Origin of the sequence: Pedobacter psychroterrae, from assembly GCF_004331695.1 — a bacterium.
GTDB lineage: Bacteria > Bacteroidota > Bacteroidia > Sphingobacteriales > Sphingobacteriaceae > Pedobacter > Pedobacter psychroterrae.
On sequence record NZ_SJSL01000001.1, the window covers coordinates 775,884 to 790,052 of the forward strand.

General features: G+C 41.1%; 12 protein-coding genes. 8 read left to right on the top strand and 4 right to left on the bottom strand.

What is annotated here, in order from left to right; translation table 11 throughout:
* Positions 1-228: 228 nt before the first annotated feature.
* From EZ437_RS03310 to EZ437_RS03320, 3 genes are all read left to right on the top strand, one after another.
* A complete protein-coding gene (locus EZ437_RS03310; RefSeq protein WP_165500330.1) occupies positions 229-3,528 on the top strand; it encodes a TonB-dependent receptor in 3,300 nt (1,099 codons plus the stop codon).
* 11 nt (positions 3,529-3,539) lie between these two features.
* A complete protein-coding gene (locus tag EZ437_RS03315; RefSeq protein ID WP_131593220.1) occupies positions 3,540-4,364 on the top strand; it encodes a hypothetical protein in 825 nt (274 codons plus the stop codon).
* A gap of 128 nt (positions 4,365-4,492) precedes the next feature.
* Positions 4,493-4,675 carry a hypothetical protein gene (locus tag EZ437_RS03320; RefSeq protein ID WP_131593222.1) on the top strand — a complete coding sequence of 61 codons (183 nt, stop codon included), beginning with the start codon at positions 4,493-4,495 and terminating at the stop codon, positions 4,673-4,675.
* Positions 4,676-4,729: 54 nt separating this feature from the next.
* Here EZ437_RS03320 and EZ437_RS03325 read toward each other — a convergent pair whose 3' ends face one another.
* Positions 4,730-5,098, bottom strand: a complete 369-nt coding sequence (locus EZ437_RS03325; RefSeq protein ID WP_131593224.1) for a hypothetical protein — start codon at positions 5,096-5,098, stop codon at positions 4,730-4,732.
* Positions 5,095-5,676, bottom strand: coding sequence for an RNA polymerase sigma factor (locus EZ437_RS03330; RefSeq protein WP_131593226.1), 582 nt, complete (start codon positions 5,674-5,676; stop codon positions 5,095-5,097). Before EZ437_RS03330 ends, EZ437_RS03325 begins: the two co-directional genes overlap by 4 nt.
* A 169-nt stretch (positions 5,677-5,845) precedes the next feature.
* On the opposite strand from EZ437_RS03330, the gene EZ437_RS03335 reads away from it, so the two are divergent.
* The 4 genes from EZ437_RS03335 to EZ437_RS03355 all read left to right on the top strand — a co-directional run bounded on the left by EZ437_RS03335 (position 5,846) and on the right by EZ437_RS03355 (position 10,059).
* The gene (locus EZ437_RS03335) at positions 5,846-6,199 is read left to right on the top strand and encodes a DUF6249 domain-containing protein (protein WP_131593228.1); all 354 of its coding nucleotides are present in this window, start codon (positions 5,846-5,848) and stop codon (positions 6,197-6,199) included.
* Between the two features lie 110 nt (positions 6,200-6,309).
* The gene (locus EZ437_RS03340; RefSeq protein WP_131593230.1) at positions 6,310-6,930 is read left to right on the top strand and encodes a TetR/AcrR family transcriptional regulator; all 621 of its coding nucleotides are present in this window, start codon (positions 6,310-6,312) and stop codon (positions 6,928-6,930) included.
* A complete protein-coding gene (locus EZ437_RS03345; protein WP_131593232.1) occupies positions 6,927-7,289 on the top strand; it encodes a hypothetical protein in 363 nt (120 codons plus the stop codon). The genes EZ437_RS03340 and EZ437_RS03345 overlap by 4 nt, the downstream gene beginning before the upstream one ends.
* 181 nt (positions 7,290-7,470) lie before the next feature.
* Entirely contained in the window at positions 7,471-10,059 is a 2,589-nt protein-coding gene (locus EZ437_RS03355; protein WP_131593234.1) for a phosphoenolpyruvate carboxylase, read from the top strand.
* On the opposite strand, the gene thiL is transcribed toward EZ437_RS03355, so the two are convergent.
* A complete protein-coding gene (gene thiL, locus EZ437_RS03360; RefSeq protein WP_131593236.1) occupies positions 10,056-11,096 on the bottom strand; it encodes a thiamine-phosphate kinase in 1,041 nt (346 codons plus the stop codon). The two genes, EZ437_RS03355 and thiL, sit on opposite strands and share 4 nt — an antisense overlap.
* A 58-nt stretch (positions 11,097-11,154) precedes the next feature.
* Complete coding sequence (gene nadA / locus EZ437_RS03365) at positions 11,155-12,147, bottom strand: quinolinate synthase NadA (protein ID WP_131593238.1); 993 nt, start codon at positions 12,145-12,147, stop codon at positions 11,155-11,157.
* A 435-nt stretch (positions 12,148-12,582) separates the two neighbouring features.
* Between nadA and nadB the strand changes: the two genes are divergently transcribed.
* On the top strand, positions 12,583-14,169 hold the full coding sequence (gene nadB / locus EZ437_RS03370; RefSeq protein ID WP_131593240.1) for an L-aspartate oxidase: 1,587 nt from the start codon (positions 12,583-12,585) through the stop codon (positions 14,167-14,169).

Sequence of the window (14,169 nt, forward strand, 5' to 3'; positions counted from 1 at the left end):
AAGGAGAAGAATGAACGGTTAGTCTTTACTAAAATAAAAAATCCGTCCCCGGTAAAACCGGAAACGGAAGATGTGATCACATGCAGTAACATGTTTACCAAGACGCTGTACTACAAGTGAAATGCTCTGGGCCAGGCCCGGATACAATTAAAGTGCTTTTATCAAACAACGTTAACATTCAAAAATATGCATAATGTAGGAAAACTACGTCCAACAATTCCATTTATCATGAAATTATCTCTGATTATCGCCGTGTTCCAGCTCACCTTCATTGGTGTTCTGCTGGGTAGTGATGTACGGGGACAAAACCTCGATGAGCTAAAAATCGGGATTACACTCCATAATGCTTCCGTCGAAGAGGGCCTTATTGCACTCTCGCAAAAAAGCGGCATCAGGATTTCCTATGCGGAAGAAGTGCTGCAGAAAGAAAGTAAAAAGATCACTTTAAACAGCAATAGCATTACAGCAGGATCGGTTTTACGGAATATCCTGGAGAAAACCAACCTTAAATACCGGCTCTTTAAAAACTATATCATTATTGATGCCAAGCCTGTTCCGCAACAACCCGGGCGGATTACCGGTAAAATCACGGACGACAGGGGCGAGGTGTTGCCGGGTGCATCTGTTAAAGTCGTTGAAACCGGACAAATGGCGCAGTCAATGGTTGATGGCAGCTATGAGCTGAATATAAAGCCGGGCACCTATACACTGGAGATCAGCTATGTCTCGTTTTTAACCCAGCGGATAACAGACGTGGTTATCACTGAAGGAAAAAATACGATGTTAAGCATCGCTATGAAGGCAGATACCAAGGGTCTGTCTGAAGTGGTGATCACTTCCAGCTATAAAAAAGCATCGGTAGCAGGGTTATATGCACAACAGAAAAACTTGTCCAATCTTTCAGACGGAATCTCCGCCGAGCAAATCAGTGCAACCCCGGATAAACATGTGGGAGAAACCCTGAAACGGATCACCGGGGTATCTACCAACGAAAATAGGAAAGTAGTCATCCGTGGTATTGCCGAGCGTTACAACGTGTCCCTGCTGAACGGGAGTACTTTGCCCAGCACCGATGTTCAGGAGCGTGATTTTGAGTTCAACCTGATCCCGACCAACCTGGTAGACAATATCGTTGTGGCTAAGTCCATTACTGCAGATATGCCTTATGGGTTTGCCGGAGGTCTGGTCCAGATCACCACTAAATCTGTACCTGAAAGCAATTTTTTGTCCTTCAGTGCAGGCTCTTCTTACAACAGCCGCACCATCGGTAACGACTTTCTGGGGTATGGACGTGGCAAGTATGATTATTTAGGTTTTGATGACGGGGGAAGGGACCACTTTCCTGATAACATGCTAAATCTTGTCGGTAAGTTTGATCCAACCAAGGAAGATACTGAAAATGAGATCAAAGCCGCCCAGGTCGCAGAACAGAACAAACGTATAGGAGGAACAGAGCGACTGGGTACGCGCCGTTTTAAAGCCGCACCCTCACAAAATTACCAGCTGAGTTTGGGCAGAACCTATTCGTTTAGCGACACCAAAGTACAAAAGTTTGGTTTTGTTGGTTCGGTAAGTTACCGTAACACACAGACCAATGATAATGTTTCCAGCATGCGCCGGGGAGACTGGGCCCAGGTTCCTACGCGCTCGGACGATCCTACTGATATAAATACCGGGAATATTTATAAGTTTAATACGACCCTGGGCTTACTGTTAAACGGTGGTTTCAAGACGGAAAAACACCAGATCAATACCTATAATCTATACACACGTATCTTCGACAACCAGTTTAGCCGCTATACCGGCTGGACTTTTGAAAGGCCTAAAAATGAGGATGATACGAAATACCCAAGCATACTAGATGATGAAAGACCCAAATTCACAGATCTACTGCAGAATAAAGTAAGCGGCACCCATCGCGTTAAATCCTTCACTATCGAGTGGGGGCTTGCAAGGACTTCTTTAAAATCTATAGAACGCGATGCGGTTTCGGCCGCACAGAATCCCAGAGAAACTGGAAATAGAGTGCTTTATATGTATTCTTTAGGGACCATAAGCGATCCAGGTTCCGGCCCGCTGCACCGCGATGAGTACCTCTACAAGGAAAATAACCTCGATGGTGTGCTTAGTGCTGCCTATGATTTTAAGCTCGGCAAGACCAGGCACACTTTGAAAACGGGTGCTAATTATTTAAAAAAGCATGCATTTTATGATTGGCAGGTACTTCCTATAACAATGGGGCCCAATTCTACTGTTCCGGTCGAGCTGATCCCTATCCAGGACTGGGGGAATTACATGAGCATGGAAAATGCAGCAAACAGTTTGTTCTATTTTAAGCAGGATTATACGTCAAATAAATTTGAGGCTAAAAGTTTAAATAAAGGTGCGTTTGCAATGTTGGACCATAAATTACTCTCCGGTCTTAGGGTAGTGTGGGGTGCCAGGGCTGAGTACTTTAAGCTGGATACTTTAGTAAACTCAGCCAGCAAACTGGCGGACAAAAACAGTCAAATATTCTTTGCTGAAAAAAAAGACTGGTATTTTCTGCCTTCGGCAAATGTTACCTATTCTCCTATAAAGGACATCAACCTGCGTGCATCGTATGCCAAGTCCGCAGTTCGTCCCGGAATGATGGAAAATTCAAGGTTCTCCCGTTTCAACCCCAACTACGGCTCTATCGTAAGGAGCAATGGTGTTAGCAGTACGATTATTGACAATTATGATGCTAAGATAGAGCTGTTTCCGGGCGCTGGTGAAATTTTATCTGCGGCTTATTTCTATAAGTATTTTGATAAACCGGCAGAATACTACCGGCTAGATAATGAAAATAATGGAAGGGGCTACATCACAATCTCAAATTCTGACTGGGCAAAAGTACGGGGATGGGAATTTGAAATACGTAAAAGTTTAGGGTTTATAAATGATGGGCCTTCTTTTTTAAAGGATGTGTTTGTTAGCGGAAACCTCACTCTTCAAAAATCAGAAGTAAGGGCAAGAGAAATACAGTATGGACAAACCGCTGCCGGCGTCGACTCAATGTATTATAAATACCTGAAATATCCGCGTGCATTGTATGGACAGGTGCCATTGTTGTATAATGCAGGCATACAGTACGCAGGCAAAAAATTGGGCTTGAACGTTACCTTAAACCATGCTGGTTATAAAACCTTTATTACCGGGATAGAGCCAGCTTTTGTTGAATACGAACGACCGCGTACGCAAATGGATGCGCAGATCAGCTATAGGTTTCTGAAAGGAAAAATGGAAACCAAACTGAATATGAGCAACTTGCTCGATGCTCCCTTCCGTTACTTTATCAATGATCCATCAACCTATGAACTAAAACCGGGAAATGAGGATAAGCTGAACCTGGAATGGAACGATAGATATGCCTATAAATTTGGTTTCTCGGAAAAATTTGAAAAAGGATATACAGATCCGGTTACGAACAGGCAGGTGGGTGACAGGGAGACTTCTACCCGCTACACCGGCCGTACATTCAGTCTCTCATTATCTTATAATTTTTAATTTATTACATCATGATCAGAAAATATAAAATAATATATCTGGTGGCTATTCTGCCTGTATTATTCTTGGGTGCTTGTGAAAAAGATGGCACCCATATATCGCCTACTCTAAAAGCGATCAATAAAAATTTTAACATCAGTGGGTTTGTATTGGGGGATACCATTGAACAGTATTTTGATAACGTTAAAATACGTGAATATTACGGGCAGGTAAGGACCGTCAGGATGCAAAACCAGTTGGCCTTTGTAACGGATGAAGTCAACATGGAACTGAAAAGAAAAAGTACCGGGGAAACGATCTATCGCCAGAAATTTAAAATAGACGATAAAGAGAGCATTGTTCCGAATTTCTATTTTGACGGGCTCAAGTTCAACGACGGTTATTCTTATCCAGATGCACAGGGAGATGATTATACGGCTAATTTTTATGTGGATAAAAAAGGGGGCACTAACCCCGTAGACATCAATATTGATGTACTTGAATACTATTATGACAGTACCAAGCCAGATCCGCTAATAGTGGTAAACACGACTACGATTCCAATCGCCGAAAATGTTAAACCCGGCGAATGGACTCCCTATTTGCAGATACCAGTACCGATGGTCACCCCACAGCAAAGCGGTACAGAGCTATACCCCATCGTAGTGGTAAGGGACTCGAAAACCAAAGATTATTATGTAGATAAGGATCGGGACCGGAGTGTTGTAAATATGCAGATTCCATTTTTGGGCGTTTCGCCGGGTAAGGTACAAAGCGTATATCTCAACCGGAAACCGGCAGACGGAAAAAACTTCTATCTGGAGTTTTATGAGCTGGTACAACTTTTTCCAAGATAATGAGGGATTACTTACAACATAATATCCCTCATAGAAAAACCTAAAAGGCAAAGGCCAGCAAAATTTGCTGGCCTTTGCCTTTTTAAACTAAAAAATAATCAATATCTTTGGCCCCTTAACTTTCACAAATGAGTACGCAAGATAACAACAATAGTTTTGACTGGGTTTATTACATTCTTGGCCTCGTAGCCGGGATGCTTTTTGTAGCAGCGATTACCCTTCACGTTGGATGGATACTACTTGGCGGAATCATCGGCTTTATAGTTGGCGCTATCTTTTTAAACGGAATCGTTAAAGACCGCGAGTACTAATAACCGTCTGAAAGGCAATAATAAAATGGCGCAATCCTGATCAATGATTGGGATTTAACTTCTGTGGAGCTTCCAATAACGATCAAATAAGATCAGCGCAATCACTGCGTCCGTAAATAAAAATGCTTTTAAGAAGCCCGAAGTCAATGTCATGCGCACCATGCCATCAAGATTTACATCTATCCTGGGCAGTGAATAACTGAAGTTTGCGTTCATGAATACATAGGCTAAGATTCCCGCTATAGAGCAAAGGAAAACCGCAGCAATCCCATAAATTATTCTCGTGTCTACCCTGGTCTTCAAGGCCACAGGTTTAATTTCAAGCTTTACCTGATCCATTACATTGCGGCTAAAAGACATGGAAGGCTGCTCCATCTCCATTCCTTCCAGCAACTCGCTCAATTGTTCATCTGTGATCTTCATAATAATTCCTTTACTTCATCCTTCAATATTAACTGCATCTTTTCTTTTAGTCTTGCCCGCGCCCTGTGCAGTTTTACTTTTACCGTGTTGGGCTCCGTCTTTAATACTTGCGAGATCTCTTCCAGACTTTGCTCTCCCTGGTAAAACATCGTAATGATCGCCGCATCATTAGGCAAAAGTAAGGCTATTGCCTGATTTAAATACACATAGGCCGATTTTCTTTCTATCTCATTGGCATCATAGGAGGATAGCTGGTTTTCCAGCTGTATTCCTGTCTCTTCATCATCAATGGACTGTGTATCCAGTTGCTTCTTGCGTAAAAAAGTCATAGCAGTAGTATAGGTGATCGTATACAGCCAAGTAGAAAATTTGGAGTGATGACTAAATGTGCCCAATGCCCTGTATGCTTTTACAAAACAATCCTGCGCCACCTCCTCCGCATCTTCTCGCTTCTTCACAAAACGCAGGGCCAGCGTAAATACAAACCGCTCATGACGCTTTACCAGTTCAGCATAAACCTTGGTATTGCCCGCCAAAACTGCTGATATTAAGTCCTGATCTGTTAGCTTCTGCTGCATATATCTGCTATGACGTAGGTTTACCTGAGCAGGTTACAGCAATTTACTCAATTATTTTATTTATAACAATTTATGATCTCCTGGTGTAACCTAATAAAATTTGATGTAGTCATAGCATACAGAACACGAAGTTCAAAGAAATTAAGAATCACCAATTAAACTAAAAAAAATGGAACCTGGAATTGTATTTATAATGTTGTTCTTATGTGCGACAGCAATGGTATTTGGCATCAGATACTTGTCAAACAAAGAACGAATGGCCATGATAGAAAGAGGAATTGACCCACGCATGGGCAAACCTGCACAGAGTGCACCCAAACCCTTCCTGAGCTTAAAATTTGGTTTGCTGATGGTAGGCCTGGGCTTGGGGCTAATAGCAGCACTGCTTACAGTAGTCAATACCAATATTGACAATAAAGAGTCTGTACCGCTCTACTTCGGCTCCATCTTTATCTTCGGAGGAATGGGCCTGATCGTTTCTTATGCCATTGAAAAGAAATGGCTGGATCAGCAGAAAAGCTAGATACCGCAATTGTATACCCTTTTGTCAATAGCGCGTCAATAAATATTCGACGTGTTATTTTTCAGCAAAACTAATCAATCGATTGATTAGTTTTGCTGTATAATTGACAGATGGAAAAAATAGATAAAAGGTCCCGCATACTGGAAGCAGCGACCAAATTGTTTGCCCAACTTGGATACGAGGGTGCATCTACAAGGCAGATAGCCAAAGAAGCGGGAGCTAATATGGCCATGATCAATTACTATTTCGGCTCTAAAGAAGGGGTCTTTATGGAGATCATGACCCAAAAGATCCAGTCATTCAAAGAGGAACTGGATAGCATCAATAAAGACAACCTTACCGGAATGGAAAAACTGCTGCGTGTGGCGGAAGGCTATGCGGTCAGAATCCTTTCCAACCATTCATTTCACAGGATGATGCAGCGCGAACTCCTCTTATCGCAGCGCCCCGAAATGTTTATAAAAGTCAAAGACGCCAAGGCAGGGAATTTACTCATCTTTGAAAACATCATCTCCACCGGCATAGCCGATGGCAGTTTCAGGCGGGTAGATGTGCGGATGCTGATCGCAACGGTCATGAGCACCATCAGCAATGTGGCCCTTTCACCATCACAGATTATCTCTGGCACCTCACTCGACATCAACAATAAGAAAGACAGGAAAGTCATCACCGAACAGTTGATCGCCTATCTGAAAGACCTGATCATAACTTTTTTAACGCCCCAAAAATGATACCCAATACGATTAAAATAAGTCTTTTGAGCTCGCTGTTCCCCGCAATGCTAATGGCTCAAAATATTAAAAAGCTGAGCTTGTCCGAAGCAATTGAGCTGGGTTTAGGCAACAGTAAAAATTTAAAGCTTTCGCAGAGCAAAATTGACGAAGCCCTCTCCAGGCTGGCACAGGTAAAAGACAATGCCCTGCCCGGTGCTTCTGCGGGCTTTTTATACAACCACGCAGAAATCACAACCAACACCCTCAGCATTGGCGGCAGCGACCCGATACCGAACGGCTCAATGGCTTTACAAAAAACTTTATGGCCAAGGGATATCCTTACCTGGATGCAAAACACTTGGCTATCAAAGCCATAGAAGGTACCGTACCGAAACAGTCCTTGCTGCTCACTTATAGCGATCCCGCTATTGTACCTGCAAAAGTTTAAGAAAAATGTAGCCGTACCTGCCGATATACATTAAAAACTGTTAAAATCTCTTTGTTACTAAGTAAAGATTATTTGGTAACTTGAGCGCAAAAATATATTCCCCTTTAACAATGATGCAGAAACAACGCGCAAAAGGCCAGAGAGAATCCGTATTTAACAATGAAGTAGTTTCCAGATTCGAACTATACAACAGTCTTTTCCTTACCCTTCCCTTCTACAAGATAAAAGATACCGGCACTTTACTGCCACTATTTATTAAATACTGTGAAGATGGTGTAAATAACCACGAAACCCCTGCAAAGATCATTGATGTTTTCTTCAAAAAGTATACGCAGGCCACCGCCACAAAAGATGTGATCGACCTACTGTTCCGTTTTATTCAATATATCGAAAGACAGGTAGTACTTTTTGATGCGGTAGAAGATGCCTCTTTTAGCAAGCTCAATGCCGATGACGAAGAGAATGCCCTCCTTTCTTATTTGAAAAAGGGGGTAGATAACAATCCGCTCAGCGACAAGATCGAAAAATTAATTGAAGAATTTTCATTGCGCCTGGTACTGACCGCCCACCCTACCCAGTTCTATCCGGGCAGTGTATTGTCTATCATTACCGACCTGACCACAGCCATAAAGACCAATGAGATCTCAACCATACACCTGCTGCTGCAACAGCTTGGCAAAACGCCTTTCTTTAACAAGAAATCGCCTACCCCTGTTGATGAAGCGCTAAGCCTGGCATGGTATCTTGAAAACGTATTTTACTTTGCTGCTGCCAATATCCAGTCGGGCATAGACAAAACGCTGAATGATTTTAACATTGAACCAAAAAAGATCGTGGAACTTGGCTTCTGGCCCGGTGGCGACAGGGATGGAAACCCCAATGTCCATACTGACTCGACCATACAGGTATCCAAAATGCTGCGCCAGATCTTGTTCCGCTGCTACTACCGCGACTTCAGAAACCTGAAACGCCGCATTACTTTCAGAGGTGTGGAAGATTCTATTGCCATCGTACACGACATCCTATACCAGAATGCTTTTGATCCCAACATAGATCTTAATAATATTTCTGATCAGGTGATCGAACACCTGACAGATATAAAAAACACCCTGCTTCAAGACCATGACGGCCTGTTTGCCGACCTGGTATCCAGCCTGATCCGCAAAGTAGAACTTTATGGTTGTCATTTTGCTTCACTTGATATCAGACAGGACAGCAGGGTACTAAGGGATGTACATACCTATTGCAGACAGAACAAACCGATTGTATCCCTCTTTCCAGAAAATTACAATGACCTCTCTGAAGTAGAAAAGATCAAAACAATTTCTTTTAAAAGCGCAAAGGTCCAGTATACAGAAAAGCCGGATTCCTTAACCGACGACACCCTGCAAACCATTGCAGAAATGCGCCAGATCCAGCAAAGCAATGGCGAACTGGCCTGCCATCGTTTCATCATCAGTAATTGCCAGCAGGCAAGCGATATCTTACAACTGATAGAGCTGTTCTTGTGGAACGGATGGGAAGAAACTGACCTCACGATAGATTTTGTTCCATTGTTTGAAACAGTCCATGACCTTGAGGGTGCTGCGGAGATTATGGAAACCCTATATTCACATCCTTTCTACAAAAAACACCTTCAGGAGAGAGGTAACAAACAGGACATCATGCTCGGTTTTTCTGACAGCACTAAAGACGGCGGATATCTGATGGCCAACTGGTCCATATTTAACGCTAAGGTGGCCCTAACAGAAACGTCCAATAAGCACAATATAAAACTTGCTTTCTTTGACGGCCGTGGTGGCCCGCCATCAAGGGGTGGAGGTAAAACACACCGTTTCTACGCCTCTATGGGTAAAGAGATCGCCAATAAAAACATACAGCTAACTGTACAGGGACAGACTATCAGCTCTCAGTACGGATCAATAGATAGTGCAGAATTCAATATAGAACAATTGATCAATGCAGGTATTTCAGCAGGCATCAGGGAAAAACACAATATATTGCTTGATCCCGTACATAAAAACCTGCTTGATGAAATGGCAAAGGACAGTTTCGATGTCTTTGTTTCACTCCGCAAGCATCCATTGTTCCTCAGCTATCTCGAAAAATTCTCTCCGCTTACCTTGCTTTCCAAAATTACGATCAGCAGCAGGCCGGTAAAAAGAAATTCAGGCGAATCATTAAAACTGGAAGATCTTAGGGCCATCAGCTTTGTAACTGCCTGGAGCCAGCTGAAGCAAAACATCCCCGGTTTTTATGGGGTAGGCACCGCTTTAAAGAATCAGGATGAACTAGGCAATTGGGATAAAGTAGTGGAGACCTACAATGAATCAGGTTACTTCAAAACCATTGTAGACAACTGTATGATGTCTATGAGTAAATCTGACTTTGCCATCACAGCTCATTTTATAAATGATAAAGAATATGGTGCGTTCTGGAAAGTGCTTTTTGATGAATTTGAGCTTTCTAAAGCCATGTTGTTAAAGCTTTCAGGGCATCAGACATTAATGGAAAATTACCCTGCTGAAAAGCGCTCTATTGCTGTAAGAGAGAAAATAGTACTGCCGTTGGTACTCATCCAGCATTATGCATTGGAGCAGCTACAGGGGAAAGTGTCAGAACAGGAACAACAGTCGTACGAAAAGTTGGCGATAAGAACAGTATATGGTATTGTAAACGCAGGTAGGAACCTGGCCTAGCCTTTAAATGCACTCCAGCCCTGGGCTTTTAATTCATGTACCATATTGGATTTGGATATCATTTTACAGCCAGAATTTTTTTCAGTAATGTGGCCAATAATGCTAATATCTACATCGTTCTTTAGCTTTGGATAATCTTCCTGTTTGATGGTGAAAAGCAGTTCATAATCCTCTCCTCCGCTCAGTGCACATACAGTAGGATCCAATCCAAGTTCCCTTGCTGTTTCATAAGTAACGGGATCAATGGGTATTTTTTCTTCATACAAGTTACAACCTTTACCAGATTGCTCACAGATATGAAGTATTTCTGAGGCAAGCCCATCAGAAACATCAATCATGGAAGTGGGTATTATTTCCATCTGAGCAAGGAGATCTACAATATCCCTTCTGCCTTCTGGCTTCAACTGACGTTCAATGATGTAATCTTTACCTTCCAGATCAGGCTGAATATTAGGGTTTTCAAGAAAAATAAGCTTTTCTCTTTCCAATATCTGAAGTCCGAGATACGCACCGCCAAGGTCACCTGATACGCAAAGCAGGTCGCCTTCTCGCGCCCCGTTTCTATATACTACATCCTTTTTATCTACATAACCAATACTCGTTACACTGATCACCAGACCTTGTTTACTTGAAGAAGTATCACCACCGATCAGGTCTATGTTAAATTTATTGCAGGCAAGCTCAATTCCTTTATAGATTTCTTCTACAGCCTCAAGCGAAAATTTGCTCGATAAGCCAATAGAAACGGTTATCTGAGTTGCCACACCATTCATAGCATAAATATCGCTTAGATTGACTTGTACAGCCTTGTATCCCAAATGTACCAGTGGCACATAGGCCAGATCAAAATGAATGCCTTCCAGCAGCAGATCTGTAGAAACAAGAATCTCTTTACCATCAAAATTAAGTACCGCGGCATCATCTCCAATACCCTTAATACTGCTTTCATGCCTAATTTTAAAGTTTTCAGTTAAGTGCTTGATTAATCCAAACTCTCCTAATTCCGCTATATCTGTACGCTCACTATTTTCAAACATATATTTTATTTTTTTAAGCTATTAAGCTATTACGGACGTCATCCTTAATTATTGCAAGTTAAAGTCCAAGGCTCGCTGATATCTCCAGCATTCTTTCAATTGGTTTACGTGCTTCCACTATAATATTTTCAGGTACGGTAACTTCTGGGTATCCGTTCTTTAAACACAAATAAAGCTTTTCAAGCGTATTTCTTTTCATATACGGGCAGTCATTACAGGCACAGTTATTATTTGGAGGTGCCGGTATGAATGTTTTACCGGGATTGGCTTTTTCCATCTGATGGATGATGCCACTTTCCGTAGCTACAATGAACTCCTCAGTATCACTGTTCATGGTATATTTCAGCAATCCGGTAGTTGATCCTATATAATCTGCCATTTGCAGCACTGCTTCTTCACACTCTGGATGTGCAATAAATTTAGCATTTGGATGCCGTTCTTTAAGCTTTGTTATTTTTTCTCTTGAAAATATTTCATGTACCATGCAGGCACCGTTCCATAATACCAGGTCTCTTCCTGTCTTTTTAGCAACCCAGGCACCAAGATTTTTATCCGGTCCGAAGATAATTTTTTGATCTTTAGGCAGACTTTCTACAATCTGAACAGCATTGGTAGAAGTACAGACAATATCACTCAGTGCTTTAAGTTCCGCAGTACAGTTTACATAGGTAATGACCACATGATCAGGATATTTCTCTTTAAATTTTCTGAATAAATGGGGTGGGCAGCTATCAGCCAACGAACATCCCGCTTTTAAATCAGGCAACAAAACCTTCTTGCCAGGAGAGAGTATCTTTGCTGTTTCTGCCATAAAATGCACACCTGCAAATACGATTACATCGGCTTCAGTTTTTGCAGCTTCCTGTGAAAGACCAAGGCTATCTCCAATATAATCTGCAATATCCTGAATATCAGGTTCCTGGTAATAATGTGCCAGTATAATTGCATTTTTCTCTTTCTTTAATTTTTCAATCTCATCAAACAGGTCCAGCGTGGGATCTATGTGCTCATCTACAAAACCTTTTTTTGTTAATTCTTCTAGGGTATCCATTTCATCCGGTTTTTGAATCTGTTGTAAAGATAGGTGCTTTCCACACTTCAATAAATAATAATTATTTAATATAAATAGATTTCTATTGTTTATTAGTGTGTTGGTATTGTTTATAAATACTTTTTTTAAATGTGATTATTTGAGTTGTTAGTGAATTACCAACATTTATATTGCTTTTTTAAATGAAATATAAGCTGATTAACAGCGATCTATTTTTGGTATATAAAACTTATCAATAGAAATATGTGTATTGTTAAGGTGTGTCTAAAAAGTTAATAAACCATACAAAGCTGCTCAAAAATAACTTAAAATATTGTGTCAAATTGTCTTTTTAGAGTAGCTTTAAACATTTAAAAATAGTTGTTCTATTTATTTAGACAAGAAGTTAACATTACTATCAACGTTGTTAACAAAGCAGCGAATTAATACAATTTAATGAGAAAAGTAGATTTTTTGGTTATAGGGTCCGGTATTGCCGGTTTAAGTTTTGCTTTAAAGGCCGCCAGACACGGTAGAGTTTTAATTGTTACTAAATCAAACGAAGATGAATCTAATACAAAGTATGCGCAGGGCGGGGTAGCAGTAGTAGTAGATAAAGATGATTCTTTTGAAAAACATATAGATGATACACTGGTTGCCGGAGATGGATTGTGTGATAAACAAATTGTAGAAATTGTAGTAAAAGAAGGTCCCCAGCGTATACAGGAGATCATTGACTACGGTATTAATTTTGATAAGAACAAGGTTGGAGTGTATGATCTGGCAAAAGAAGGTGGCCATTCTGAACACCGTGTTTTGCACTATAAAGATGTAACGGGATATGAAATAGAGAGTGTATTGCTGAAGCAGATTCATCAAAATGACAACATAGAGATATTAACACATTACTTTTGTCTGGAACTAATCACCCAGCATCACCTAGGTGAGCATGTTGATAAAAGTACTGAAGATATTAACTGTTATGGTATATATGCCTTTAATACAGAGCTTAACGATGTGGAGAAAATATTGGCTAGTGTCACTATAATGGCATCAGGAGGAGCAGGACATATCTATTCCAGTACTACCAATCCAGTTATTGCAACAGGAGATGGAATGGCGATGGTATACCGTGCGAAAGGGAAAGTGAGGAATATGGAGTTTATACAGTTCCATCCAACAGCACTTTATCATCCTGGAGAGTATCCTGCTTTTTTAATTTCTGAGGCTGTGAGAGGTTTTGGAGGGGTACTCAGAAGAAAGAATGGGGATGAGTTTATGTATGAATATGATAAACGCGGATCACTTGCACCGCGGGATATTGTAGCGCGTGCTATAGATGCTGAGATGAAAAAATCTGGTGAAGATTTTGTTTATTTGGATATAAGGCATAGTGATAAAGCTGATATTTTAGCACATTTTCCTAATATATATGCCAAATGTCTGTCTATTGGAATTGATATGACAAAGGACCTGATCCCTGTTACGCCTGCAGCACATTATATGTGCGGAGGTATTCTGGTGGATGAATACGGTAAGTCTTCTATTAATAATCTGTATGCTTGTGGGGAATGCTCTTCTACAGGTTTACATGGTGCCAATAGGTTGGCTTCCAATTCGTTACTTGAGGCTCCGGTATTTGCACATCGTATTTTTGAAGATGCTGTAGCAAGATTTAAACACAATATCATTCCGGATAATATACCTGATTGGAATGATCATGGGGTGATTCAGTCTAACGAGGATATTTTGGTAACGCATAACCTGCGGGAAACACAAAAACTAATGAGTGATTATGTGGGGATTGTCCGTTCAGATTTCAGACTGGAAAGAGCAATGAGAAGGTTATACCTTTTGCACCAGGAAACGGAGGACTTTTATAAAGGTAATAAGGTATCTGTAAAGCTATGTGAGCTTAGAAATGTGATTCAGGTAGCCTTTATTGTGATTAAATCTGCTATGACTAGGAAAGAGAGTAGGGGACTGCACTATACTACAGATCATCCGGAGCATGCTAAACAGTTAACGGATACAATTTTTTAA

Excerpts from the sequence above, each read along its gene's own strand:
- EZ437_RS03310 (WP_165500330.1), top strand. The coding sequence starts at position 229 with ATGAAATTATCTCTGATTATCGCCGTGTTCCAGCTCACCTTCATTGGT.
- EZ437_RS03315 (WP_131593220.1), top strand. The coding sequence starts at position 3,540 with ATGATCAGAAAATATAAAATAATATATCTGGTGGCTATTCTGCCTGTA.
- EZ437_RS03320 (WP_131593222.1), top strand. The coding sequence starts at position 4,493 with ATGAGTACGCAAGATAACAACAATAGTTTTGACTGGGTTTATTACATT.
- EZ437_RS03325 (WP_131593224.1), bottom strand. The coding sequence starts at position 5,098 with ATGAAGATCACAGATGAACAATTGAGCGAGTTGCTGGAAGGAATGGAG.
- EZ437_RS03330 (WP_131593226.1), bottom strand. The coding sequence starts at position 5,676 with ATGCAGCAGAAGCTAACAGATCAGGACTTAATATCAGCAGTTTTGGCG.
- EZ437_RS03335 (WP_131593228.1), top strand. The coding sequence starts at position 5,846 with ATGGAACCTGGAATTGTATTTATAATGTTGTTCTTATGTGCGACAGCA.
- EZ437_RS03340 (WP_131593230.1), top strand. The coding sequence starts at position 6,310 with ATGGAAAAAATAGATAAAAGGTCCCGCATACTGGAAGCAGCGACCAAA.
- EZ437_RS03345 (WP_131593232.1), top strand. The coding sequence starts at position 6,927 with ATGATACCCAATACGATTAAAATAAGTCTTTTGAGCTCGCTGTTCCCC.
- EZ437_RS03355 (WP_131593234.1), top strand. The coding sequence starts at position 7,471 with ATGATGCAGAAACAACGCGCAAAAGGCCAGAGAGAATCCGTATTTAAC.
- thiL (WP_131593236.1), bottom strand. The coding sequence starts at position 11,096 with ATGTTTGAAAATAGTGAGCGTACAGATATAGCGGAATTAGGAGAGTTT.
- nadA (WP_131593238.1), bottom strand. The coding sequence starts at position 12,147 with ATGGATACCCTAGAAGAATTAACAAAAAAAGGTTTTGTAGATGAGCAC.
- nadB (WP_131593240.1), top strand. The coding sequence starts at position 12,583 with ATGAGAAAAGTAGATTTTTTGGTTATAGGGTCCGGTATTGCCGGTTTA.